The 23,377-nt window shown below is 60.3% G+C and carries 26 protein-coding genes; 20 read left to right on the forward strand and 6 right to left on the reverse strand.

All coding sequences use genetic code 11. The features are described 5' to 3' along the window. The first annotated feature begins 6 nt into the window (after positions 1-6). The 16 genes from RS901_RS38260 (at position 7) to RS901_RS38335 (ending at position 15,992) form a co-directional block, all read left to right on the forward strand. Entirely contained in the window at positions 7-711 is a 705-nt protein-coding gene (locus tag RS901_RS38260; protein WP_316157987.1) for a polymer-forming cytoskeletal protein, read from the forward strand. A gap of 267 nt (positions 712-978) precedes the next feature. Then, positions 979-2,367: a helicase HerA-like domain-containing protein gene (locus RS901_RS38265; RefSeq protein ID WP_316157988.1), complete on the forward strand. Its 1,389-nt coding sequence runs from the start codon at positions 979-981 to the stop codon at positions 2,365-2,367. Positions 2,368-2,682: 315 nt separating this feature from the next. After that, a complete protein-coding gene (locus tag RS901_RS38270) occupies positions 2,683-3,006 on the forward strand; it encodes a hypothetical protein (protein WP_316157989.1) in 324 nt (107 codons plus the stop codon). A 205-nt stretch (positions 3,007-3,211) separates the two neighbouring features. After that, the gene (locus tag RS901_RS38275) at positions 3,212-3,601 is read left to right on the forward strand and encodes a hypothetical protein (protein WP_316157990.1); all 390 of its coding nucleotides are present in this window, start codon (positions 3,212-3,214) and stop codon (positions 3,599-3,601) included. 153 nt (positions 3,602-3,754) lie between these two features. Next, positions 3,755-4,261 (forward strand): hypothetical protein, encoded by a 507-nt coding sequence (locus tag RS901_RS38280; RefSeq protein WP_316157991.1) that lies wholly within the window; start codon positions 3,755-3,757, stop codon positions 4,259-4,261. Between the two features lie 8 nt (positions 4,262-4,269). Beyond that, positions 4,270-4,908 carry a DNA topoisomerase gene (locus RS901_RS38285; RefSeq protein ID WP_316157992.1) on the forward strand — a complete coding sequence of 213 codons (639 nt, stop codon included), beginning with the start codon at positions 4,270-4,272 and terminating at the stop codon, positions 4,906-4,908. A 1-nt stretch (position 4,909) separates the two neighbouring features. Further along, on the forward strand, positions 4,910-5,338 hold the full coding sequence (locus RS901_RS38290) for a hypothetical protein (protein ID WP_316157993.1): 429 nt from the start codon (positions 4,910-4,912) through the stop codon (positions 5,336-5,338). A gap of 12 nt (positions 5,339-5,350) precedes the next feature. Next, positions 5,351-5,578, forward strand: a complete 228-nt coding sequence (locus tag RS901_RS38295) for a hypothetical protein (protein WP_133098637.1) — start codon at positions 5,351-5,353, stop codon at positions 5,576-5,578. A gap of 2 nt (positions 5,579-5,580) precedes the next feature. Continuing rightward, positions 5,581-12,165: an LPD1 domain-containing protein gene (locus RS901_RS38300; RefSeq protein WP_316157994.1), complete on the forward strand. Its 6,585-nt coding sequence runs from the start codon at positions 5,581-5,583 to the stop codon at positions 12,163-12,165. A gap of 7 nt (positions 12,166-12,172) precedes the next feature. Then, positions 12,173-12,367, forward strand: coding sequence for a hypothetical protein (locus tag RS901_RS38305; protein WP_133098655.1), 195 nt, complete (start codon positions 12,173-12,175; stop codon positions 12,365-12,367). Then, positions 12,348-12,767, forward strand: a complete 420-nt coding sequence (locus RS901_RS38310) for a hypothetical protein (protein ID WP_316157995.1) — start codon at positions 12,348-12,350, stop codon at positions 12,765-12,767. The genes RS901_RS38305 and RS901_RS38310 overlap by 20 nt, the downstream gene beginning before the upstream one ends. Positions 12,768-12,798: 31 nt before the next feature. Further along, a complete protein-coding gene (locus RS901_RS38315) occupies positions 12,799-13,209 on the forward strand; it encodes a hypothetical protein (RefSeq protein ID WP_316157996.1) in 411 nt (136 codons plus the stop codon). 16 nt (positions 13,210-13,225) lie between these two features. After that, complete coding sequence (locus tag RS901_RS38320) at positions 13,226-13,723, forward strand: hypothetical protein (protein WP_316157997.1); 498 nt, start codon at positions 13,226-13,228, stop codon at positions 13,721-13,723. Between the two features lie 5 nt (positions 13,724-13,728). Beyond that, positions 13,729-14,238: a hypothetical protein gene (locus RS901_RS38325; RefSeq protein WP_316157998.1), complete on the forward strand. Its 510-nt coding sequence runs from the start codon at positions 13,729-13,731 to the stop codon at positions 14,236-14,238. After that, positions 14,235-15,449: a conjugal transfer protein TraW gene (traW, locus tag RS901_RS38330; protein WP_316157999.1), complete on the forward strand. Its 1,215-nt coding sequence runs from the start codon at positions 14,235-14,237 to the stop codon at positions 15,447-15,449. Before RS901_RS38325 ends, traW begins: the two co-directional genes overlap by 4 nt. A gap of 30 nt (positions 15,450-15,479) precedes the next feature. Then, positions 15,480-15,992, forward strand: a complete 513-nt coding sequence (locus RS901_RS38335; protein ID WP_316158000.1) for a hypothetical protein — start codon at positions 15,480-15,482, stop codon at positions 15,990-15,992. A gap of 231 nt (positions 15,993-16,223) precedes the next feature. On the opposite strand, the gene RS901_RS38340 is transcribed toward RS901_RS38335, so the two are convergent. Beyond that, complete coding sequence (locus tag RS901_RS38340; protein ID WP_316158001.1) at positions 16,224-16,541, reverse strand: hypothetical protein; 318 nt, start codon at positions 16,539-16,541, stop codon at positions 16,224-16,226. 636 nt (positions 16,542-17,177) lie between these two features. Here RS901_RS38340 and RS901_RS38345 point away from each other — a divergent pair. From RS901_RS38345 to RS901_RS38360, 4 genes are all read left to right on the forward strand, one after another. Continuing rightward, positions 17,178-17,936 carry a DUF4852 domain-containing protein gene (locus RS901_RS38345; protein WP_316157856.1) on the forward strand — a complete coding sequence of 253 codons (759 nt, stop codon included), beginning with the start codon at positions 17,178-17,180 and terminating at the stop codon, positions 17,934-17,936. 65 nt (positions 17,937-18,001) lie between these two features. Continuing rightward, positions 18,002-18,418, forward strand: a complete 417-nt coding sequence (locus tag RS901_RS38350) for a hypothetical protein (RefSeq protein ID WP_316157857.1) — start codon at positions 18,002-18,004, stop codon at positions 18,416-18,418. Between the two features lie 467 nt (positions 18,419-18,885). Further along, entirely contained in the window at positions 18,886-19,212 is a 327-nt protein-coding gene (locus tag RS901_RS38355) for a copper resistance protein CopV (protein ID WP_316157858.1), read from the forward strand. A 127-nt stretch (positions 19,213-19,339) separates the two neighbouring features. Further along, on the forward strand, positions 19,340-20,239 hold the full coding sequence (locus tag RS901_RS38360) for a DNA-binding protein (RefSeq protein WP_316157859.1): 900 nt from the start codon (positions 19,340-19,342) through the stop codon (positions 20,237-20,239). Positions 20,240-20,334: 95 nt separating this feature from the next. Here RS901_RS38360 and RS901_RS38365 read toward each other — a convergent pair whose 3' ends face one another. The 5 genes from RS901_RS38365 to RS901_RS38385 form a co-directional block, all read right to left on the reverse strand. Beyond that, complete coding sequence (locus RS901_RS38365; protein WP_316157860.1) at positions 20,335-20,685, reverse strand: outer membrane protein assembly factor BamE; 351 nt, start codon at positions 20,683-20,685, stop codon at positions 20,335-20,337. 27 nt (positions 20,686-20,712) lie between these two features. Continuing rightward, the gene (locus tag RS901_RS38370; protein ID WP_316157861.1) at positions 20,713-21,063 is read right to left on the reverse strand and encodes a hypothetical protein; all 351 of its coding nucleotides are present in this window, start codon (positions 21,061-21,063) and stop codon (positions 20,713-20,715) included. Positions 21,064-21,083: 20 nt separating this feature from the next. Continuing rightward, the gene (locus RS901_RS38375) at positions 21,084-21,518 is read right to left on the reverse strand and encodes a single-stranded DNA-binding protein (protein WP_316157862.1); all 435 of its coding nucleotides are present in this window, start codon (positions 21,516-21,518) and stop codon (positions 21,084-21,086) included. A 2-nt stretch (positions 21,519-21,520) separates the two neighbouring features. Next, positions 21,521-22,051, reverse strand: a complete 531-nt coding sequence (locus RS901_RS38380) for a hypothetical protein (protein ID WP_316157863.1) — start codon at positions 22,049-22,051, stop codon at positions 21,521-21,523. A gap of 93 nt (positions 22,052-22,144) precedes the next feature. After that, a complete protein-coding gene (locus tag RS901_RS38385) occupies positions 22,145-23,377 on the reverse strand; it encodes a tyrosine-type recombinase/integrase (protein WP_316157864.1) in 1,233 nt (410 codons plus the stop codon).

The following is a 23,377-nucleotide window of genomic DNA, read 5'->3' on the forward strand; positions in this document are numbered from 1 at the left end:
GCCAGTATGCAAACCAATCCTCCCATCCTCACGCGCTTTCTTCTTTCGACGGGGCTCGTTCGAAAGAAGCAAATCGAGCTTCCGATGAAGTCGCTTCAAGACGACGAGAGGCAGCAGCCGCGAACGACGCAGGGCAGGCCCGCGCCAGGTGGGCCGTCGGAAGCGGGCAATGCTCTGACAGTGCCAGCCATTCCAACCAAGGTGAAGCTCCCGCGCGTGGATGGGACAGAGGTGGTTCACACGCTCATTCCTGCATCCATGACCGTTGTCGGTGAGATTGAGATCGGCGAGAACGTCGTGTTTCAAGGACCGGTTCGCGGAAACATCACTGTGACTGGGGACCACCAGGTCATTCTGACCAAGACGTCCAGCGTCCATGGGAGCATCCGAGGGAAGGCTGTGATCGTCAGCTGCCAAGTCGAGGGCGACATTGAGGCCGAGCGAGTGATCCTCACGGAAGGCGCAGCTGTGCGAGGCGACATTCGGTACAGCACTCTGGCCATGGCCGAAGGCGCGAGACTTGATGGGAGGCTGACTATGGTGATCCCGAATGTCATCGCGGAGCAGCCAGCCGACCCGGATCCGGTCAAGGAGCTGGGAATCGATCTAGGCGCGAACGCGCGGGTCGAGTTGAACCGAGACGAAGGCGCAACGGGCGGCGAGTCAACGAACGTTAGCGAACTGCGCCCCGCAGCAGCGAGGTCGGCATGAGCGTACGGGGCGCGGTGGCCATTTTCGGCCTGTGGCTCGCTGCGTCTTTCATCATCTGGGCGAGTCATCCGATCTGGCTATGCCTTGCGGCGGAAGAACTGGCGAACTGCTTTGATCCCGTACTAGGGATGGAGGGCGCTCAAACGTCTCTCGCAGGACTCGTTGCGGCATCCCCCTTCTTGCTGACGGCGTGTCCGCGCTACCTACTGAGGGGCTGGCTGGCGAAGTGAGCACGCCAACCCTGCACCTATTCGGCACTAATACATCATGCGAGTGTTCCTCGGCTACGACGACTACAAACGCAAGCACCAGTCGACGGATGTTCCCGTCTTTTGGGATCCTGCGAGCATCATCAACCCCCACATACTTGTGTGCGGGAAGAGCGGCACCGGCAAGAGTACCCGGCTAAAGCAAATGATCTCGGAGGCTGTCGCTACTGCCGGCGACGAGTTTGAGCGCTATCACAATCTTGATGTGCACGGCGACTTGGTCATCGAGGGAGAGTCCCGGGTCCGGTTCGACGGCGAGACTCGATATGGCTACAACCCGCTGGTCCTCGACACCGATCCGAGAACAGGCGGTGTAAATCGCCAAATCAACTTCCTGATCTCCACCATCAACCAGACGTCCCGCAAGCTGATGGACCGCCAGGAGGCTACGTTGCGCAACCTCCTGACGGATCTATATGCGTTCTACGGTATTCACGAGCGCCAGCCCGCAACGTGGGTGCGCAAGGAGATGACAGAGGCGCTGCGTGACGAGATCTGGGAGCAGCGCCGCTGGGGCGAATTGAACCTCTACTACCCGACGCTGCGTGATGCCATCGGCTTTGCGGAGCGGCGCTTGAAGGCCATGTATGGCGGGCTGAACGGTAGCGAATCCGGCTTCCGCGCCGTGGGCGCGCTGGAGGCTATGAACAGTGCTGCTGCCCGCAAGTACCGGGCCCAGGTGAAGCAGGAGAAGGCCTTTTCCACAGAAGAGAAGGAGAAGGCACAGAAGGACTTCGACGCGGCGGTCGCGCTTTTCCGCGACAAGGTGGACGAGTACATCGCGTCCATCGAGAACGGACTGGAGTTCGACAACCTGATCAAGTACGACAGCAAGGAAACGCTGAAAGGGGTGATCGACCGGCTGAAGAACTTCGAGGCGCGGGGAATCTTCAATGCAAATCCTCCTCCGTTCGATCCCGACGCAAAGGTTTGGTCGTATGACCTAACCAGCTTGTCAGAAGAAGAAAAGACGCTCTTTTGCATGGTCCGAGCGCAGTACATCGCCCGTCGTCGGAAACTGATGGGCCCGGTTCCCCAGGTGCGGGAGATCCTCGGCGCGGACGAGGCGCACAACCTCTTCGATGACGACCCCGACAGCATCTACAACAAAATCTGCCTAGAGCTTCGGAAGTTCGGAATGGCGCTATGGGTGGTGTCGCAAGCGCCGTCCCATTTCCCGGAGGCGGTAATCACGACAGTAGGCACCAAGATCCTGCTGGGCATCGATAGCTACTACTGGAGTGCATCGTGCAAGAAGCTCAACATTGAAGAGAGCGTGCTGAAGTTCATCAAGCCGTGGAAGACGATGGCGGTGTACAGGGATTCGGTGGGTTCCACGGCATCGAAGTTCATGCAGGTCCAGCTCAGCGCGTTGGAAGAGGCGTAGAGCGAGAGTCGCGGGGCTCGCTGAGTTGGTCGAGTTGCCGAGATGGCTGGTAGGAGCCGCTACGCCGCTGGCGGGCTAGCGGTGTGAAGGAAACCGCTTGGCGTGCCGATATTGATGGCGTACAGGCGTCGGAAAAGACGGACCGCACGTACACGAATGACGTTGACCCCGCAATCGAGGCATAACGCCGAGGAAAGCAACCATGATCGAGGCGCAGGCTTGCAAAGGCTGTAAAACGGGGGTCTTGCCGTGCTCCGGATAGCGTGTTTTTTGGGGGCAGACCCTCTCCATCCTGCCAACAATGTCTGAGAAGCAATGACCACCATTAGACTGTGCTTGGCAATCGCATTGGCCTTAAGCGCCGCCATGGCCCATGCGCATATCAATTTTCCGTCGACTGAAAGCGAGAACATCTGGCCCGCGGCGAATGATGGTCGGTTTCTCGTATCTGCTGTTTTGCGCAAGGAGAGCGAAAGTGGGGTGATAAAGCTGGTTCAGAGTTTCGTACTGGCACCCACGTCCGATGCTGCGCTGACAGTCTTCACCAGGCAAGCGGGAAAGGCATATCCCGGGTACTCGGTAATCGACACGATCATCACGGCGCTGCCGGCAAGTTGCGGGTATGGTGTCGCGATTTAGGCGACTCAGACAAAGGGGAGAGCGACCATGTGGAGTTACCGGCTTCGACTTTTCAGGATGGTATCGATGCTTGTCGCCGGCCGCATCGGCTGGCCGAGCTTCGTGCAGTCTTTCCGGCCAGGTCAGCGCGCCCTGGTGCTTGTGGGTGGAGGGATGGTGTACTGCGACCGCCAGGACGAGCGCGACTTCTTTGCGGAGCCCTAGCGTGGTGAAGAATGCCAAAGCTTTCGCCCTATGCGCGCTCGCTGTGCTTACACTGGCGATGTCGGCCCGCGACAATCTGCCTGCCAGCCAGGAGGAGATCGTTCGGGTTGCCGCTAGCGTGGGAGGCAACCCATCCGCGGCCTCCGCCTTGCGCGAAGATCTCATGCGTGAGCCGGATCCGACGAAGGGTCGTCTGCGCGCCATGCGCGCGCATGCGCTCGCGCAGGCCAAGCCGGCAACCGCCCCGGGAGCGGCCTCCGAGACAGTAAAGGACCGCATGGCGATGGCGTCCGGTCTCGCGGCCTGCCTTCTGGTGGTTGGCGGACGCATCTTGGTCCGCAGACTCCAAGGCCGTCAACCTCGCCTGACTGTCGCCCAAAAGATGCAATAAACCGCCTGGAGAAGTTCCCAGCAGGCTGATGCCTAGACAGGGAAGAGGCAAACGGCTATATTTTGGTTGCATTCTGTATCGTATGCATGATACGCAAGGCAAAGCCGCGGTACCGCAGGCGATGCCCTTTCAAAATGACTTCGGAGAATCGCTATGTCGTACGACCAGGGCCCGCAGCCCGTCCTGCGCTGTGTTCGCAAGATCGGGGAAAAGTGGTTTGAAAAAGCCGCGCTCTACAAAAACTCCGACGCGAACAGCAGGGCCGCGTTCTCGGGATACATCGACCTCCTGGGGCAAGGCCGTCAGCATGTTTTCGGCTTCATCAATCCCCGACGCGATGGCGAAGGAGTCGTGATTTCACTGACTGCCAGGCACACCAACCCGCACTCTGGCGAGATCGGACACCGGACCGTCGCGCTGGGCAGCGTCGTCAATCACCGTGGTGATGGCGGCGATGTGTATTTCGACACCATCCTCTTCAATCCAGTCAATGAAGACAGCGAACGAATCGAGGACGCTGAACCGGTCGCGGTTTATGTGACCGACGAGTGCGACACGGAGTTGCACCGACAGCTCGGCTTCCGCCAGGCGCGTATCGCGCGACCGAAGCGCGCTGCGAGCCAGGACGACTCGCAGCGCTTCGAGGACTACCAGCAGTAGAGCCGCTCATGACATACACGGTAGGGCAGCGTCTCACTGGGGGTCGCGCCCGTCTCCGCTCCGCCGAGACAACGCCGCCGCCGCGATACAAGGACGGCACGTTGATTTCGGCAATGACCAACATTCACCGCTTCGTTACCAACGAGGCGGATCGCCGGATCCTGCGTGATACCAAGGGAATCGGGACCGAGCGGACGCGGGACGCAATCATCGAAACCTTGAAGGCGCGCGGCTACATCAAGGTCGTGAAGTCGGAATTTCATCCGACCGACGCGGGCATCGAGTTGATCGAGAAGCTGCCGAACGAACTCCGGGATCCCGTTACTACTGCGAAGTGGGAAATGGCGCTGGGGCTCATCGCGGAAGGGAAGATGCCCGCGGCGAGCTTTGACGACATGATCCGGAAGATGTGTTGCTCCCTGGTCGAAGGCATGAAGACCGTGAAGTTCGATCTCTCGAAGATGGGCGCACAGGACGAAGCGGATTCAAAGCCTCGGTCCGAGGTCGACTCCGCCTTGCCAGGGCACGGTGCGCCCTGTCCAAAGTGCGGCAAGGGGACGATGACGGGCCGTCGCCTGCCTTCCGGAAAAAAACTGGTGAGCTGCTCCGCCTATCCCGCGTGCAAACACACCACATGGATCGACTGACATGAACGCGAGCGTCACGATAGCGAAGACAAAGTACCTTTCCATGATCGCTGACCTTGCCGGCCAACGTGCGACGCCCTTGTTGCTGCTTGCCGGCCACGCCATGGGGACCGTGGACCTGGTCGGTTCTCACAACGACAGCGACGTCGCGACTCTGCGCCTCTGCGGCGACAACATCGAGTTCACCTGCTACCTCGGTGTTCACGGGACTCTCCATCCGCGATTTTGCCTTGACGAAGGCTCCCGCACCCACTCGCTGACTGGGCAGCAATACACCGAAGACAGTGTCATTCGGCTACTACGGACATGCATCCGTAACGCGAGTGCTCTCCGTATCGAAGACGACTCCACGCTATTTGACCCCGAGGACGAGACCTTCGTGGTCGATCCCGCGGTCGATGAAGAGTTGCAAGAAGTTCACAATACATAAGACACACACATCATGTCCCTGGACGAAAACGTCGAACTCACCCGCAAGCTGCAATTGGCGGGCCGCAATCTGGTGCGGCTGAGCCGCTACGGTGCCCTCGGTATCACGCCCAGCCGGGAGAACCTTCAGAAAGCGGCGGACTATTTCGATTCGATCTCCGCGAAGCTGGAGCCCGTACTCAAAAGCGTTGAGGCCGACAGGGCGGTTCAGCGCATGCGGCCTATCGGCATGAAGGGGTAATCATGGCGGTGCGTCGCTGGGTCGATCTCTCGCGCTACGACGGCGCGGAAATGCTTATTGCAACCGGATGCCCGCCTGACGGGGGACATCGCCTGGCGGTGCGCAACTACGTCAGAAGCGATCTCTCGCAGTTCGGCTTCACCAGACTGCAGGGCAACGTTTGGCTCGGTAGCGTGCCGACGTTCAAGACGAGCGACCTGCGACAGTGGTTTCCCGGCTTCGACCCAACCCGTGACATCCGCGAGTTCGAGACCTCCGCGTTCCTCGTTGGCTATGAGGACCTGGATCTCGCAAACGCCGATTTCGAGCTGGATGACTTGATCGCGAAAGCAGCGGACGCGAACACCCATCCGAGTCGCGACGAGCAGGCACGCCGCGCACGCGCAGAAGTGACGCCAGAGCAAATCGCGGGCGTACTGGCCGATTTCCCGAGCAGCGGGGCCTTACTGGCCCAGACGCGCAGCTATACCGAAGAGGTGTTCCAGAGGGTGCTGGACGGTATCACATTGCCCGAAGAGGCGGAGGCGCGAGTTGACACGCTGCAGCCTCTACTCGCCCAGAAGAGGCAAGCGCTGCAGACGCTCGCCGACCGCTATGACGAGCTTCATTCGCGTGGCCTGGATGCCGTATCGGACTACGACATTCTGATTGCCTTCCAAGGCAAAGCACTTTTCGCGCTGAGAGGATCCCTCAACTACCAGCGCAGCCTCATCAACGACGAGTTGGACCAGATCCTGGCCTTGACCGTTGCTGCAAGGGAAGCAGAAGAGCAGGTACGGGCCGCGGAAGAGGCGCAGGAACGTGCTGGCCGCGAGCTTCTGGCCCGCAAGGGCGACATATTGGTTGACGAAAACGGCGAGAACGCCTGGCGGGTGGACCACGACGTGGTCACCGACAATCCGTTCATCGTGTATGTCACGGTCAACCGTGATCAGCTGAACGAACGCTCCAAGTCCGTCAACGCCGAAGAGTTCCGCAAGCGTGTTGCCGAGAACGAAGCCTTCCGCGCGAAGGCGAGGGACCAGGCCAGCGAGAACAAGACCCCGGGGACCAATGTCAAATGGGCAACCCTAGGCGAATGGGTGAAAGGGTGGCGAGCCCTAGACCGGCGCGCGCCGTCTGCAACGCGGCACGAGGAGCTGGAAAGCCATGTGGCAGCGCTGGCCAGTAAGGTCGATGTCATTACCTCGGAATCGAAGGAGGCTGTTCTCGTCGCTGCGAAGCGGCTGATCGAACAATTGCAACCACCCCGCGGAACGCGCGAACGTCATCCGACCACCGAGATCCTGCACCGCGTCGGGACGAGGCTGAATCAGATTCGCAACGCCGCGCGGGACGCCGGCTATCGTGATAGGCTTGCCAGCGCGAAGGCCATCGGGGAAGCGAATGGTATGCAGCAGGAGGAGTACAGCGATGGCTCGTCCTGGGAGAAGGGTACTCGCAATGATGACACCCATATCTCGCTACGAGTCTATAGCCCGTTGCACAGCGGAAAGACCAAGTATTCCGTGATCCGCGCCTTCGACGGCGAATATGCGAGCGGGACCTACGATACTCCTGAGGAGGCTGACCAAGCCATCAAGGCGCTGACTCGCGCGGTGTTTGAGGCCATCGCCAATCCGACTGAGCGCGCAAGAACGCGCATCGCGGCTGCCGAGAAGGCCGCAAGGGCTGCCGGCCTAGTTCCGTCTGGGGAAGTCGGAACCGACTGGAAGCACCCCAGTCGTAGCGACCAACTTTCCCTTTCCGCACACGCTGGCCCTGGCACCACCGATGTGTTCACGGTCTCCCGCCTGAAGGACGGCGGCTACGAGTACAGCAAGCACGATGATCTTGCAGATGCCGAGAGCGTTCTGTCGCAATGGTCGCGCGACGCAGATACATACGATCAGCTTGATGACGGGGCGACGGCGGTTCGGGTGCGTCAGTTTGCGGTAGCCATGCGCTCCCTTGGCCTGGAAATGGATGGGCTGAACCCGCGCAGCTGGTCGGTGGATCTCGGGAGCGGACACGAAGTCCACGCCGAACTGGATGACCATGGCGCTTCGATTCAAGTACGCAGGCTGGCGTGGGAAGAATGGGTCGAGGAGTGGGATGGCCCGTATTCCGCTGAGGCCACGCGCCAGGTGGGTGATTTTGTCCGCCGCGCCATGCAGGCGCCGGCGACAGAAGAGGGTGCTGACGCCGAGCAAGATGGCGAGCAGGATTTGCGCGTCAAGGCCTTGCAAGAGCGCGTGAGCCGGTTTGCGTCTGGCATGTCGCGGGCAAAGGACTTCCATCCCGCGACGCGGGCTGAGCACGGCGTTGGTGTCGATATCGGCGAATTGTCGGATTCCGCGATGCGCGAGCTTGCGGATCGCATCGTGAACATGCGTGCACAGGTGTTCGTTGATTCCGGCGCATTCGGCCTCTTCAAGCGAGGATTGAAGAGCGGGGATGTTCGACCGATGGACTTTGACGCGGTGCTCAACAAGTACGAGTTGCTGCAACAATACATCGCCGAGGCGAACCCTGCCGAGGAGAAGATCACGCCTCCCATGTTCGTTATGCCGGACGTTGTGGGAGATCAGGCAGCATCCCTTGACCTGGTGGCGCAGTATCGGAAGTGGATCAAGGTCGAAACCGAGTTCCAGGTATCGCGACCCGTGGTTCCATTGCAGCGCGGCGAGCTGTCCCTGTCCGAAGCCTATACGAAAGTGGTGGAGATCCTTGGAAGCGACCGCTTTATCGTTGGGATTCCGTCGAACGCTGCCGCCATCACACCAGACGAGTTCATTGCGTTCCTCCGCGAGAGTAAGCTGAAGGCGGTTCACATTCTGGGTGCCCTCGCCGACAGCCGACTTGCCCCGCGTTTGCAGCAAATCGTGGAGGCCGGCGTGGACGCCGACATCGAGGTGTCGGCAGACGCGAATGTCTTGCGTAGCAAGATACTCACGAAAGACGCGCCAGTCGGCGCGCGTGCCGCGCGCATCGAGGAGGCTCTGAGCCAGGCGGCCATCCAAGCTGACCAAGTGCAGGCGCAGCGCGCTAAAGACCGGGAAGCAGCCGCGAATGAAGCCACAGGCGTTACGGTGGAGGATCTCGACGCTGCCGTGGAGGCAGTCAAGACCGCGGCCACGCTTGCAGATACCGGGTTTTCTGTTCAGGAGGACGGGCGATTCAGGAAGATCCTGTTCCGTGGCAAGCAGGTTTGCTCTGTGGAGGGGAAGCTGACCCGTGGCGTAGTGTTGACTGCGTTGCAAGACAACGCCGAGGCTGAGCGCCATCGTGTCGACCTGCTTCGTGAAGTCGCCAGCATCCGCCGCGGTGAGCACTCCGGATTCCGCGGCCTTAGTGATGCTATCGCCAATGCCGACTTCTTCTTGTCGCAGTACGCGCGGGAGAAGCCCGAGCTGGCGAAGGCCGCAGCCGCCGCTTGGCTGGGTCAGCATGAGCACTACAGTGCGGTCAGCGGCCTGTCTCCCGCCCGGGTCAGGCAACTGGGTAACTATCTGTTCGCACAGCACAAGATCGCAATCGCGAACCAGGAGGTGGAACGCACACGGGCTCAAGCCCATGGGGTGGAAGCCCAAGCGGATTCTCAGCTAACGGCAGCTCAAGCCGACAGCGAAGCCGAACGCCCAGCCCACTGGTCTGCGATGTTCGGCGCGATCAAGGACAAACTCACGGCTGACCCGGAATGGCAGACGGCTGCAGCAACTCAGGCGCTGGGCCACGCGTCGGAGGCTCCGGAGATAGAACGTCGCGCCAAACTGGTGCTGGAAGCCGCTGTGTCGCTGTACCGGACCGACGAGGCTAGCGTGGAGGACTACGCCGAGCTGGTAAGGATCTGGAACGAACATCCGGCGCAGTTTGCCGGCCTGGTTGGCGTCCTTCTGGCTAGCGAACCGCAAGCCGCCCGTCAGCGATCCGCCGATCTGGAGGCGAATGAGCGCTATCGGAGTGGCCATTGGACGGAAGTGCCTGACAGCCTCGTTCCGACCGAGTCGCTCGCCAAGGCGCTGGCAGCGGCCTACAGGGGCGTGGACTTAGACAATCACTACCAGGCCGTCCAGTCCGGCGATGAGTGGCGCGTAGAAATCCGCTTCCGTGGAACCGATCAATATGACGTCTACCGCAACGATCTCGACTACTTCCGCGAGCGTGGCACTCTGGAAACGGCTGGGCTGTTCGAATTCATCCGGACGGATACACGCCTGCAGGCGGGCGAGTTCGAGCGGCTGCTCGCTTACGCTGGTATGGAGCCTGACCAGGATAAGGAGGACGATGGCCACCGGCTGACGGAAGACGAAGCGCGTGCAGCAGCCGTGGCGTACGTCGCCTTCCTGATCAGCAAGGAAGGGATCTCGGCCTCGGAGTCCCTGATGCCTGGCATTTACAAGGGGCACACCTTCCAGACATGGGCGGGCGCAGGGGCTGGTGTCAAGGCGAAGCACCTGATGGTGGATGCGCCCTTGGGTCATCAATTTCCGCTCACAAGCCTCTGGAAAGAAGCGGAAGCCGCCATTGAGAGCGATCAGAGCGCCGCAGCTGCAGCACAGGAGACCGATGCCGCAGACGGCACGCGTGTCGAAGAGCAACCCGTACGCCGTCGTCGCGCCGCCAAGAATCCGGACGGGGCACGCGAGCGCATCCTAGATGCTGGTGAAAAGATCGGCGGGGCCCGCAAGGACTTCTACAGCTCGGCATTGCGAGTCGAAGATCTTGCCGATATGAATGACCGGGAAAAGCTGGAACTGGTCACGAAAGATAACGTTTGGCCGTCCCGGTCCGTCGCCGACTATCGTGAGAGCGGCGTCGATGCCAGAGTCGCGCTATTCATCCAGACGATGCGCCGCGAGTTTCCTGCCGCGCCGAAGCAGCTTGACCATGTCGAAATCTATGTCGACATGGCGCGAAAGCTGCAGGACGTCGCGGCGAAGATGAAAACGAAAGATGACCTACCTGCGTTCGAGGATGGCCTGGTCAATGCCGGCGTATTGGTGCGAGAGGAGCGACAGTATGGCACGTCGCGTTCCTTGCCCAGCGAGTATGGCGACATGCTCTACGCGGCATCTCGCAGTGGCTTCCGGTTCGTCAACCGTTACCTGTTCGACGCTGAGGATGGATTCAGGCGAGCCGTCTATCCGTACCACTCGAAGCAGTTCAGGATCGGAGAAGAGTGGCTGCGACCGCGAGACATGGATTCGGAAGGGTTCTACGACTTTCTGGAAGCCCAACGGCAACAGGTCGCGGACAAGCGCCGTCAGACCATGGAAAACCGCCAAAGCGGAGATACCGACAAGCAAGCGCTGGCGCGTCCGCACCTCGCAAAGGTGATCCGTGACGGCCTGCCGGACGAGCGCCGTGGCCGCAACATCGCGCCCGATGATCTGTTGGACGATTTTGGCTTCCGCGCTTGCGAGTTCGGAAACTGGCTTCCAGACACCGAACGGCAAGACGTGTTGAACCGTGCCTACGATGCATTGTGCACGCTGGCGCGCGTGCTGGATGTCGACAAGAAGGCCCTAAGCCTTGACGGCACTCTGGCTCTGGCTTTCGGCTCGCGCGGCGTCGGGCGGGCCCTCGCGCACTATGAGTGCGCTCGCAAGGTTATCAACCTCACGCGACTACGCGGCGCCGGCTCGTTGGCGCATGAATGGTGGCACGCGTTCGATGACTATGTTGGCGACAAGTTGAAAGCGGAGGCGGTTGACAAGCGTGCGCCCATGGCGCCCACGCTTACGAATACGTACTTCGCTTCTGAGTTGTTTCTTGCTCAGCAGCGCGGCCGTCGACGCGGTGACTTCAAGACGGTGATCTACGCGAACTGGAACAAGCTGCCAGCGGATATGGAAGAGATGCGTCCGCTGTTAAAACTGGTCGATACGATCAGTATCAGGCCGTGGTCAGACGAGGAAGTCCTGCGCGCGGTGCAAAATGACCTGGCGAAGGAAGAGCGTGCGCTTCTCACTTCGCTGGAAAACATCCTGCTGGCCGCGCAGCCCGGTGCGTCGATGGAAGTCGTCAAGCAGACTTCTCGCAAGTATCTCGACAAACTGCGACTTGAAGCCAACGATCCGGACGCACGAAAGTGCATTTGGGCGAAGCATCCGCTGCAGGACGCATTGCGAGAACTGCCAGTGGCGGGACTGACCGGCAAGGCAAAAGCGGATCATGACGTCCGTCTGATGGTCTTGGGCAAGCATATCCGCGGTTACATTCAGGCCTACGCCTTCTGCAGCGACGATGCGCTGCGCCGGGAGTGCGCCCATGCACAAAATCGCACCTATACGCAGTATGCCGTCAGCGCGCAACACTTCGACAAGAAGAAGGCCCAGCCCTACTGGTCCCAGATGCGAGAGCTGTCGGCCCGCGCCTTCGAGAGCTACGTCCAGGACGAAATCGAGGCCAACGGCTGGCGCGAGGACTATCTTGTACACGGCACCGAGGAAGCCGCCCATGACGCGCGTCCGCACTCGGCGTATCCCGTCGGGCGGGATCGAGCGGCGATCAACGCCGCCATGAAGGACTATCTCGATGTTGCGCGGTCCAAGTTCGAGATGGCACCACAGGCCATTCAAACGCAGCGGCCAAAGGCCGCATAGGAGCCCAATGACGATGCTGATCCGGTTCCTGAGCGCCGCTCAGGAGCGCTTGTCACCCGAGGAATGGGAGTTCTTCAAGGGCCGATATATGTCCGCCACCGCCCCCGTGCCGGTGGCGGATGGGGAACCGGCTGCAGACATGAGGGACCAGATCCTGCGCAAACTCAGGGAGGGCAGAAGCAATGTCGCTGGCCGTGCTTGAGGCGGACGAGAAACGCCTAGCGGGCGGATCGATCTTCAAGCATCTAGCTATCGAGATGCTTGAGCTGGCAGCTGCAGATCTCGCCAGGCCTTTGCCGGGATACCAGGATCAGACACGGGGGGCGCATGAGGCCAGACTTAATCACGAGTCGGCCAAGCACTGGATCGCCGACAAGGCCGGCGACGCGGCTACCATCCCGTTCACACTCTGCTGCGATGCCTTGGGTGTTGATCCGCAAGTCGTCGCTGCTGCACTGTTGTCGGACCCAAAAACGTTACTTGAAAAGCTGCGCCTGTTCGCCAAGCGAGAAGAGCAGGGTCCACGGGCGTCGGAGCACCTTGCCACGGAAGCAAATGCCTGTTGTGCGGCGACTGTGCGCCCGAAGCTCCGTTGGCTGTAACATACGTATCCATATAACGGTACATAATCGAATGGACCCCTTCCGCATTCCCGTGGAGCATCCCCGCGCGCTCGCCGTCTACTACGAGCGTGCACTGGGCTGTTCGTTTGTCCTGAACGGACAGGAGTTTGGGCACGATGAGGTTTTCCACCATGGCGGCTTTCTTCCCATGGTTGTGGACGTCGCGAGCGTGCTCAGCGAGCGCATCTTCGGCGCGCCGCTCAAGGCGCGCTACTCGGCGTCGGACCAGAGCCTGCTGGGGAGGCGAGTCGATCTGGAGGATGAGGGCACGCAACCCGTGATCCTGCTGCTATCCCGGGCGGCGGAGTTGATCTTCACTCCGGAACAAGGGAAGACGGTCGAGTTGTACCCCATGTTCGAGTATGCCTGGTTGCCTCCGGAACAGCGTCGGCGGGCTAGCTGGCAGCCGACCGTGATCTAGGGACCTGGAGAAGAAGATGGCACATATTGAACAAAATCTGGCACGCATGCGCGGCGTTGCCGACGCGTTTGGCGTACAGCTCGCCCCGAGCGAAATGGCGGTGATCGCCGAAGCGCATGCGCAGGCAACGCGATTTGGCGCGGTGGGGATGGAAACGCAACTGAGCGTCCACGCCCTGGCAGAAGCTGTTGAGCGTCGCGGCAAGGCGGAAATGAACGTGCATGCCATTGAGGACGCCGTCTACCGCCACAAGCAGGCCGTTGAGGATTGGCTTGCCGATCCCTGCTATGACCTGCATGAGACTACCGACAGCGGAGCCGACAGGCAGTTGCTCAAAACCTTTGCATGGGTGGCAACGGAGGCCGGTGCACCGAACCTCCGCAATGCCCTGTTCGTCCTGCAGCTTGAGCGGAAAGTCGCGGTGCTGGAGACGAAGGTGGAGGGCATGGGCGACAAGCCAACCGATACAGATATCCACTCGTCGGGACACGCTATGCATCTGGGGAAGGCATGAGAAGGATGACACTACGCGCCCGTTGCGTGACGGTGGCCTTGATTGCCGCAGCGGCGTGCCCGTATGCAAGCGCGGCGCAGCAGGGCTGCGACATGTCCACTGCTATGGAGCAGAAGCGGCAGGAAGAGCGTGATCGTCGCATGAACGATATCGATACGCGCTTCGAGGTCCTGCAGAAGGCAAACGACCTTATGAAGATGTGCCTGGACAACTTCCCAAGCTACCCGACCCAGTTGCCGTCTACCACGATCCTGCAGGAGGCTTTCAGGCGCGTGAAACAGCAGGCCTGCGAGGGCCTGACCAAGAAGGCGCAACAGAACTACGACGCCGCCGTCCAGGCAGCACGCAATACCGCGAACGATGCGATCAAGGGTGCGACAAATTCCTTGCCAGGGGGCATCGGAAATAACCTGCCGGGAGTGATCAACGGTGGCGGGATCGCTGGCCAAAGCAGCTCGTCATCCTCCGGTAGCACAGGCGGGTTAGTGGACTCCCTTAGGAGGTTCTTCCAGTGAAACGAAAGCTCTTCGCGCTCAGCGCCGCTGTCGCGGCGATGGCCTCGCCGTCGGCTTACGCTGTGTGCGATTCATGCGTTGTAGGGGCGGTCCAGGCCGCTAGTACGATGATCACCACAACGATCACTACCTCGACCAATTCACTCGCCGGGACCCTGACCAACGCCATCAATATGCTCAGTACCAACGTGGCAAACGTCGGTTCCAAGATCTCAGACGCTGTTGTGCAGTCCGCGAATCAGCAGCGCGAGATCCAGATCGAGACGCAGCGGCGAGCCGAGAAGGAACGCGTCGAGCGGGAAACTGAGCTTCCAATCGACCCGTGCTCGAACTCCAGCGGCAACTATGCGAGCCAGGCCACGGTCGCCACTGGCGCCAAGTCGTCTGGATACCGTCGAGGTGGTGGCGGTGGATCCTCGGTCAGCAGCCCCGTGCTCAACAAGGCCTTGAATGATCCCATCCCATCCCCGGAGGTCGCCCGTCGGCAATCGCACGCAATTCACACGGCGAAATACTGCAACGCGGTGGAGATGCGACTGGGCTACCCGGGTTGCAGCGGTTCATCCATGCCGGATGCGGACGCTAACGTCGAATCCATCCTGACCGGCGCGGGCATGCCTGGCAAGGATCCAGAACTTACTTTCTCGACAGAGCAGGAAGAGGCTGCGCGGGCCTATGCGCGGCTGTCACTAGACCCGCATCCGCCCCAGAACATCACGAAGGCCGAGGCAGCAACCGAGCAGGGCAAGAGCTACATCGCCTTGCAGAAGATGTACCAGGCCAACATGAGTGCCGCAGAAAAGATCCAGTTTGACCTGATCGCCTCGCGTATGCCGTTCCCGGGCAGCAACCGGTTGATTCAGGAGATCAAGAAGGCTGACCACGCGGCCAAGTATTTCGACATGACCGCGTCCAAGCAGGCGAAGAACGGCTCGATGAGCCTCGCCGAGATGATGGACTTCGAGTCGGGTCGACGCTTCCGAAACCCCTACTGGGTTGTTGCCATGGCGGCGGAAGCGAGTCCGGAGAAACTGCAGCGCGAAATGATCTTCATGCAGGCCTACTCCAACGAAGTGCAGTTGCAGAATCTGCGGATGATGGAGAAGGTTGGCGTCGCTCTTGGTCAACTCCTCGCGGCCCAGACGCGCACGGAAATGCGACCGTCCATCGAGGCCCAGCTGTTGCGTGCGCAAAGCACAAATGCCCGATAGGCAGCGGCAGCAAGTGAGTCATCACAGAACATGATCGTGAGCAACATGACGATTGGCGAACACATGAACGAGAACCAGATTGCCAGCGCGCAGAACAGCGTAGTGCCCAGTCCAGCGGATGCCATCGCGGCATTTCGCCGCGGGCGCGTCCAGACCGCGGTCGAGTCAATAGCCGCAACGACGCAGGCATTCGCCGCAGTGGTGGATGACTCGGTGTCCGGAGAGCGTGCGGCTTCCGCTTCCGTGAAGGCACTAGTCAAGGCCTTCGTAGCGAGCTTTCGCGCGCTGCAGGAGACACAAGATGCCGCCAAGGCGGCGGGTGTCATCAGCCACGACACATCCAGCGCGATCAATGGCGTTATGAGGGGCATTCTGGGTGATTTCGAGCAGGGGGTCGGACTTCTCCGGACGGAAGTGGACCGCCTGGAGGCGCATTCACCTGGGGACTTCGGCGAGTTTTGCCGCACAGCGCAGGAGAAGCTCGGCAAGCTCGGCATGTTCTGGAAGGATGCCGCCAAGAACGCGCCAGCCATGAGAATGTAAGGGAGCAGATGCTATGAGCAATCCAGACTTCACCACAATGAGCCAGGCTCAATGCGTGGCCTGGTATGTCGAGACCGTAGGGTATGACCCCGTCATGGACAACCCAACAGTATCGCTGGACCAGCTGCGCCGCGATTGCGCGGAAATGTATACCTACGCTACCTGCAGCGTCGATGCCGTTGGGCGAGGACCGGCCGATCCGGATTTCGACCCGTGCTGCGGTGTCCTCGTCTATGGTGGTACGCCAGTACAGGCCGGCGAGCCCGTAGAGCGCGAGCAGGGGGCAGAAGAAAGCGTCCCAGCGCGTCCTCGGATGAGGATGTAGTTTGTCAGTTTGTCACTCTTCGTTGCTTTGAAGTAGACCTGCTTCTTCCACAGAATCTCTTCTGCATTTTTGGACAGGTTATAGCTGCCCTTGCCAACCATTTTCAGCCGGGTAATGGAAGCTTTGGGCTTGCCGTAACACTCCAACAATTCAAACAGAAACTCATCCCGATTGATGCGTCCCGCAAGTGTCTTAACTTTTTCTTCTACTAGTGCGATGTTCATTGGAAAGCTGATCTGCTAGTGTTTCAGTCGGTCAACGGCAAAAAAATACCCCCGAGGTTAGAGCTTGGGCTGGTTTGAATTCAGCTTCAGCTGACTTCGCCAACTGATCCCTGTTGGGAAGCCTGCCTCACGGCTCGCCAGCTTCTTGAGGCAGTTGACCTCGAACATACCGTCATGCACGCCACGTCGTTGATTTGCAATCATTGCAGGATACTTTATCTGCCTATAAGGCTCACGGCCAGCGGCTTGGCGCCCCGGCCACCTCGCCCACCCCGGTCTAGCGCCTCGATCCTCAGGCCTGATTCTTTGCCCACCGTGGCAGTCTACTTCATTGGGCTATCGGCTCGTCTGGCCGCCGTGGCGGATTGATTCGGTTCCAGCCCGGATGCAGGACACTTCAATCTCGATTGCCCGGGTTCACGTAGGGTAGCCGCGTCCGTGTCGTAGGCAGATGAGGGAGGCTAGCTCAACTTCAAAGTCCAGATGGCCGCGTCAAATACCCCTCTGCAGGGGTAACGATTCGGTGTAAATCGCCGCTGTTTTTTGCCGATAGGTGGATGATCAGGGGGCAAGCCCCCGCCACTGCAAGTCGCGTGCGCTCCTTCCCCCGCCACGACTACAACTTCCGGAGAGGTGATGGCACCTGTGAACAAACTCGCAATCGCTATTCTGGCCGGTACGCTCGTCGCGGCCTGCGGCAAGAAGGACGAACCTCAGGTGGATGCGGCATCGCTGCGTCCACCGTCTGGCGGAGACGTCAGGGTCTTCCAACCGCCCGCGGAGAGCGCACCTAGCTTGCCCACGGTCCAGGTGGACCCGGCCCGCGCGTATCACAAAGCCACTTCGGGGGTGGATCTGGCATATCTGTACTTCGCACTGACGGATATCCCGGTGGACTATGACGCGCTCGCCGCGGATGTCTCGGAGGAATACCGGAGGACCACCGACACTTTCAAGAAAAAGGAGATGCTCGATGCGCTGCGCCCGGAGATTCAAAGCAAGATTGCGGCTCTGAAGGCCAATCCGTTCATCGTGCTGCAGGCTGACAGCTCGCTGGGCCACTACGATCTGCCATCCCAGTCCTTTCCCGTTAAGGGCTTGCCGCTCGGACCCGGTGAGTACCTGCACTTCTACGGCGCCAACTACCGCGTCGCAATCAGCAACGGCGCAGATTTCCGCCAGCTGAAGGTCGCGGATGAGGGTCGTGCAAGAGCAATGGAAGCCATCGTCACCAATGGCGTGCCAGGATCCGTCATCCGAGACGTGTACCCGACAAAGGCCGAGATGTTCCTCTACGCCCAAGCCGCGGACAAGAACACCCGCGTCATTCAGTTTCAGTTGGTACAGCTGAAGCTCAAGGACGAAAAGGGCGAACTGGTCGGGGAGATTCACTAAGCCTATGGCCAGCTCCGGCTGATGTACTCAGGAAATCTAAACACTCCAAATTTGCGATGCGGTCCATGATCAAATGCATAAAGCCACACCACTACCAATGGGACGGCGCGTGGGAGTTGGCGAACGGCCAGGTTGTGAAGCCTGTAATCGTGATCCTCGACCCCCAGAAGCTCCGTCTTCAGCTAGAGCGGCGACTGTCCGGCTTTAAGGCGAACCCTGAACGTCTCGCGACTGTAATGGAGATCCCCGTGAACGGGTGGTTCGAACTGCCTGAGATCTGGTACGTACATGATGAGGTGGTGTTCAAAGCAGGTAGGCATCGCACCGTAGCGCTCTCGACGCTAGGTTTTGCATCGTACCCCGTCGTAACCGTTGATAGTCACGCGCCCGGTCTACTCGCGAAGTTTGGCGCTTCCATCTGCGCTGCGCGCTCGGTCTTCGATTGCAGCGAGATAGTGGACTACCCACTGATGGGCATCTAGTTGCTGACCGTGCGTATAAATCAACAGGCTGACTTCACCTATTACCTGTACGCGCTGAAGCTCGTCGGTGGCCGGTACTACGTCGGTGACCGCAGGTCCGCCAGCGCGCCGTATTGACGAGCATGGCTCGAGACACGGCGCTGCGTGGACCCGGCTACACGCACCCGTTAGCCTGGTCGAAACCCGCGATACCCGAACGCGCGATAGAGCGCTAGCGGAGCTAGCCGTCTACGGTAGTGTGACTCGTGACCTGTCGAAGATGACTCACGATCCCATGCACGAACTTGCCATGGACCTGGCACAGCAGAAAGGATTCACCCGCTTGCTTGGAGAGATGCTCTTGGCTGCGACCGCACCGTTGGCCGATACTTCATCCAAGTCACAGACGTGATCAACCAAGTTGGGGCTTGATCGGCCCCTTTTGTCTGTCGTTCAAGGGACGACGTGACCGAGAGGAGGGGCCAATCATGGATGCACAGATCTATCGCGCCCGACAGGCCGAGGCGCTCGCCGCACTCGACACCGCCGACAGTTACAGGCAGACCCTCTACGCCACCGAAAGAGGGGCGCTCCGCGCACTGGACTTGGATGGGGCACTCACGCTCGCCGGCCAGGCGGGCGGCTGGGTGACACAAGCCAACGTCGCGGCGGCGGCTGTCACCGGCAACCAGGCCGCCGCGTCGTTCGCCGAGGCGCTGTCGCTGCGCGAGGATCCCGACCCACCCGATTACCTCGATGATTGGCTGCGCGAGATGCTGGATGGGGCTGGCGGGCTGGTGGGCGGTTACCTGTAAGCCCCGCTTTTGCGACTGGACCTGCGCGACATTCCCATAGATTGGGTAACGCCGCGGGGCACGCTGGCGTTTCGTATCGTATCGTATAATCGGCCAATACGATATCAAACGAGCGGGGCGATACGATATGGCACGTCCAGGTATTACCTACGAGCAAGTGGCTGCGGTCGCGGAAACACTGGTCGCTGACCAGTTGAAGCCAACGCTGACCGCCGTGCGCGAACGATTGGGTAGCGGCAGCATGAACACCATCCATCGCCATTGGTCCGCATGGCAGGATCAGCAGAAACCGACGCCGCGCAAGCTCAGCGAACCGAATTCGCGACTACTTTCTGCCTTGGGGGCCGAGTTGTCGAAAGTCGCGGAGGAAGCAGCTGCTGAAGCCGAAGCCGCCCTAGCGCAAGCACTGAGCGAATTGGCCGCGATGGCAGCGAACGGCGAAGCACTGGAAGCAGAGCGAGACGACCTCGCACAGCAACTGCTCGAAGTCACAACTGAGCGCGACACTGTAGCCGGCAAGGCGACCGAACAGGCCGAAGAAATCGAGCGCTTGAAGGAAGAGGCAGCGCGGCAACAGGAGGAGCTGGCCAGCGTACGGCGCACCCTTGCCCAGGCGGAATTGCGTTTGGAAGCAGTGCCTCGCTTGGAGAACGAATTGGCGGCCCTGCGGGATCAACTCGCAAGCGAACAAGCTTTGCGCGCGGCGGCTGACAAGGCCGCGGCGGTCGCCGAGGCGCAGCGCGCTGCAGAAGAAACTGCTCGTCAGCGAGCTGAGGCGCGCCTTGGCAGCGCCGAGGCGCGGGAAGGTGAGGCACGCAAGGAACTGGCTGAGTCGCACACCGCGCACCAGGCCACGCGCGACAAACTGACCGAGGCGGTCGGCTTGGCTGCCGGGGCACAGGCCGAGTTGAAAGAGCTGCGCGCTCATATCCAGGCCGAAACCGCGGATCACCCACCCCCTACCGCCCTGAGCGCGGCCACGGGCGACGCCGACAAGAGCAGGCCGCGGGGGGGTCGCAAGCCCTGAGGGTTCATCTCTGCAGGGGCGGCGGCGATCTCGTCTCCGGGGAGGGCGGCAGCGTCTACATGCAGTACCTCAACGACACCCCCAATTGGGTCTCCTTACAGGCGGTTCTCGGCTTGCTGGAATTCCTTCACCACGCCCTTACCGGTGAAGCGGAAGACCAGAGTCGATTCCTTCATGCTGTTGCCCATCATGTTGGCGAACGGAATGTAGGCGAGGGCCCCAGTGCTGACGTTCTGGTACGACCAGATTTGCTCGCCCTTCTCGAGGTACTGCACATTGCTAGGGCGACCAAAGATGCGTTCCACATCTTTCGTAGTTGTAACGCCTGGCTTGATCATGGCGACCTTAGATTGGTCCGTGATGGTGTTGTTGGAGCCAGTCGTTGTGCAGCCGGCGAGGGCAGCAGCCATAGCTAGGCTGATCACAAGCATGGTTTTCTTCATCATTCGCTCTCCATAAAAAAGTGCTTCGTTTCAGAATGCGTTAGGTGCACTGGGCCGCCGCGGCGACGGATTCTCTGGCGTACCCTTACTCTCTGCAAAGGCTGCGCGGGCTGCGTGGTCCATGGCCTTGACGACAGGTACATACGTTTCGTCACGGACGCCTTTGAACATCCATGAGGCCGGGGCAAATACGTTGCCTCCGTGAAAGGAAAGCGGCTTCGGTGGATCTGTCTCAGCACGCTTCTTCGCCCCGTCTTCGCCGCCCATATGCAGTAGAGCCGGGACCATTGCCTCATCCAGTTGCTCGCAGTAGCCAACCCAGCCGAGATCTTGACCACTCTGGGTGACGATGTGAAAGAATGCGACGGACACTCGCTGCATGGAGGCTGTCATAGCATTGGCTAGAACGGTCGATCCTCATCCCAGGCCGTATCCGCAGGCGGGTTGGCAGCGGGCCGGCTCGCTGGCCGTTCGGTAGAACGAGTGGGGGCATTGCGCTCACCGGTCGCAAGGCCGGGGGCGAGCTTGTCGACATCGAACGCGATGACTTCGGTCATATACGATGTCTTACCTTCGACCTCGTACTTCCGCGTCTGCAGCTTTCCCTCGATACTGACGCGGTCGTTCTGGACCAGATTGCAGGCTTCCTCGGCCACGATGCCGAAGCACACCACACGATGCCAGTTGGTGAAGTCCGTGAATTCGCCATTGCGCTGCACGCGCTCCACCGTGGCGATACGCAGCGTAACGGCCTTCTCGCCAGAGGCCTTACTGCGAGTCTCCGGAGCGCCGGCCACGGTGCCCTTGAGGACAACTCTGTTGGTGTCGCGCCCCATGGTCAGATCTTCCGGGCGATGATGCTGATCTCGCGCGATACGCCGGTCGAGACGTCCGCATACGGCAATTGAATGGCTTTACCGTCCAGCATGGCGACCCGCATCTTTGCGGTAGCGGTGCTGACACGGGGAGCCTGGACCAGGAAGCCATCATCCTGCATGACGGTATCCATGCTGATCACCTGACTATCCTTGATTTCGACCTCAGTAGTGACATCGCCATTGGCTGCCAGCGCAGGCGTCAATTCGATCTCGAATCCATTCCATACCGTGCCGGGGTTGCACGAGAGAGCTTCTGCGGTGCGATCGCAGGAGGCCAGGTAGCTGATTGTCTGTCCCGTCTTGGACGACGAGGAACTCCCGGGAATCGCCGACACGGTAGTGGCGTGAATTACGCGGCCCTTCTCCAGCACCTGGATCTCATAGGCGATATGCGGCGGGCTGACGTAGATGACACTCTGCTCGGCGTGCGCATTGGCACTCAACAGAATTGCGAGCCCGGTGGCGATGGTAGCGGCGGCATTCTTGTTCATCTTCTTGCTCCTTGGGTATAAGTATAACGATACGGAATTGACAAATTATCGACGTGTACTGTGCAAACATTAATGGGCGGTTTAGCCCGCTCATTACTTGCCCACCTGGTGGAGATCCAGGTGGTTGTGAGCTTCCACCTCTCTGTGCATGTCTAGCGCTTGCGAGTGCGAGTAGAGTGACGTGGTGGCCAGATCAGCGTGGCCGAGCACATCCCGAACGACGAGAAGCGGTGTGCCGTTCCGTAGCATGGCGGAAGCGGCCATATGCCGTAGCCAGTGAGTCGACGCTGCACGGAGGTGATCTGCATCCTGTTTGTCCTCCAGCGTTTCGGCTGCTGCTTCAAACATCCCTTTGAAGACTGTATATAGGGCTTGCCGAGTGATCGGGCGGAATCGCTTCTTCACCTGGATGGAGAAGATGAGCGGAGTGGCCTCGCGAGGGGCGGGCGTGACGGGCAGTCCAAACGATTGTCGGTACAGGCTCAGTTCGCTAAGCACATCGTCGGTCAGCGGGATGTCGCGTGGCTTCGATCCCTTCCCAATGACTTGGAGGAATGCTCGGGTCTTCTGCGTGACTGGGTCTCGTACTCGGACGATATCGCCCATTTGCGCAGTCAAGGCTTCGCTGCTGCGAATTCCGGTTGAGTAGAAGAGAGCGATCAACCAGCGGTTCCGTGCGTACTGCCGTCGCGCATTGATGGTGTTGCGCTTGAAGGCGGCAAGCCAGTTCAGCAGGGAAAGCCACTGATCGTCCTCCAGCATCCGGTCAGTGCGCTTCGTTTTGAGGACGGGCGTTCCGCGACGGCGGGACAGCGTCAGTAGCGGGTTGCCGGCCAAATAACCTGCGTCACGCAGCCAGGCGAACATCTGCCAGATGGCGCGCTCGGCAAAAGAGATGCTCTTCGGCTGGAGCGGGCCGGCAAAGGGCTTGTATGCCTCCGAAACGCGGCCATCTCGTCCAAAACGAGGCCGCTTGGCACCAACCCAAAGCGCAGCCGGCTGCGGGTCGAGAAGGAAATCGGTATAGCGCAACCAATCCTCATGGACAACGGAAGATAGGGGCTTCTTCAACGTGAGGATTACCCAGACATAGAAGCGGGAAACCTCTTTCTCGTATGCAAGGAAAGTCGCTTGCCGGTCCCTGTACTGGCTCAGCCAGACCTGGATGGCGTCCCAATCCCGGTCAGCGGAGATCTGCTGCCTGCCCGGATTCCGATTGGTGCCGGCACTGCCGTCGAGGTGCTGCGGCAGCGCGAGTTTCCTCAGCGTCGCGTAGGCGTCGCTGGGAGTGATGAGGGTAGGGCGCAGGGCGAGGTTGTCCGACAT

The organism is Cupriavidus sp. BIC8F, assembly GCF_032465815.1.
Lineage (GTDB): Bacteria > Pseudomonadota > Gammaproteobacteria > Burkholderiales > Burkholderiaceae > Cupriavidus > Cupriavidus necator.

Excerpts from the sequence above, each read along its gene's own strand:
- RS901_RS38340 (WP_316158001.1), bottom strand. The coding sequence starts at position 16,541 with ATGAACATCGCACTAGTAGAAGAAAAAGTTAAGACACTTGCGGGACGC.
- RS901_RS38325 (WP_316157998.1), top strand. The coding sequence starts at position 13,729 with ATGACACTACGCGCCCGTTGCGTGACGGTGGCCTTGATTGCCGCAGCG.
- RS901_RS38300 (WP_316157994.1), top strand. The coding sequence starts at position 5,581 with ATGGCGGTGCGTCGCTGGGTCGATCTCTCGCGCTACGACGGCGCGGAA.
- RS901_RS38290 (WP_316157993.1), top strand. The coding sequence starts at position 4,910 with ATGAACGCGAGCGTCACGATAGCGAAGACAAAGTACCTTTCCATGATC.
- RS901_RS38320 (WP_316157997.1), top strand. The coding sequence starts at position 13,226 with ATGGCACATATTGAACAAAATCTGGCACGCATGCGCGGCGTTGCCGAC.
- RS901_RS38265 (WP_316157988.1), top strand. The coding sequence starts at position 979 with ATGCGAGTGTTCCTCGGCTACGACGACTACAAACGCAAGCACCAGTCG.
- RS901_RS38360 (WP_316157859.1), top strand. The coding sequence starts at position 19,340 with ATGGCACGTCCAGGTATTACCTACGAGCAAGTGGCTGCGGTCGCGGAA.
- RS901_RS38315 (WP_316157996.1), top strand. The coding sequence starts at position 12,799 with ATGGACCCCTTCCGCATTCCCGTGGAGCATCCCCGCGCGCTCGCCGTC.
- RS901_RS38280 (WP_316157991.1), top strand. The coding sequence starts at position 3,755 with ATGTCGTACGACCAGGGCCCGCAGCCCGTCCTGCGCTGTGTTCGCAAG.
- RS901_RS38355 (WP_316157858.1), top strand. The coding sequence starts at position 18,886 with ATGGATGCACAGATCTATCGCGCCCGACAGGCCGAGGCGCTCGCCGCA.
- RS901_RS38285 (WP_316157992.1), top strand. The coding sequence starts at position 4,270 with ATGACATACACGGTAGGGCAGCGTCTCACTGGGGGTCGCGCCCGTCTC.
- RS901_RS38270 (WP_316157989.1), top strand. The coding sequence starts at position 2,683 with ATGACCACCATTAGACTGTGCTTGGCAATCGCATTGGCCTTAAGCGCC.
- RS901_RS38380 (WP_316157863.1), bottom strand. The coding sequence starts at position 22,051 with ATGAACAAGAATGCCGCCGCTACCATCGCCACCGGGCTCGCAATTCTG.
- RS901_RS38345 (WP_316157856.1), top strand. The coding sequence starts at position 17,178 with ATGGCACCTGTGAACAAACTCGCAATCGCTATTCTGGCCGGTACGCTC.
- RS901_RS38350 (WP_316157857.1), top strand. The coding sequence starts at position 18,002 with ATGATCAAATGCATAAAGCCACACCACTACCAATGGGACGGCGCGTGG.
- RS901_RS38365 (WP_316157860.1), bottom strand. The coding sequence starts at position 20,685 with ATGATGAAGAAAACCATGCTTGTGATCAGCCTAGCTATGGCTGCTGCC.
- RS901_RS38295 (WP_133098637.1), top strand. The coding sequence starts at position 5,351 with ATGTCCCTGGACGAAAACGTCGAACTCACCCGCAAGCTGCAATTGGCG.
- RS901_RS38335 (WP_316158000.1), top strand. The coding sequence starts at position 15,480 with ATGATCGTGAGCAACATGACGATTGGCGAACACATGAACGAGAACCAG.
- RS901_RS38385 (WP_316157864.1), bottom strand. The coding sequence starts at position 23,377 with ATGTCGGACAACCTCGCCCTGCGCCCTACCCTCATCACTCCCAGCGAC.
- RS901_RS38370 (WP_316157861.1), bottom strand. The coding sequence starts at position 21,063 with ATGCAGCGAGTGTCCGTCGCATTCTTTCACATCGTCACCCAGAGTGGT.
- RS901_RS38375 (WP_316157862.1), bottom strand. The coding sequence starts at position 21,518 with ATGGGGCGCGACACCAACAGAGTTGTCCTCAAGGGCACCGTGGCCGGC.
- RS901_RS38305 (WP_133098655.1), top strand. The coding sequence starts at position 12,173 with ATGACGATGCTGATCCGGTTCCTGAGCGCCGCTCAGGAGCGCTTGTCA.
- RS901_RS38310 (WP_316157995.1), top strand. The coding sequence starts at position 12,348 with ATGTCGCTGGCCGTGCTTGAGGCGGACGAGAAACGCCTAGCGGGCGGA.
- RS901_RS38260 (WP_316157987.1), top strand. The coding sequence starts at position 7 with ATGCAAACCAATCCTCCCATCCTCACGCGCTTTCTTCTTTCGACGGGG.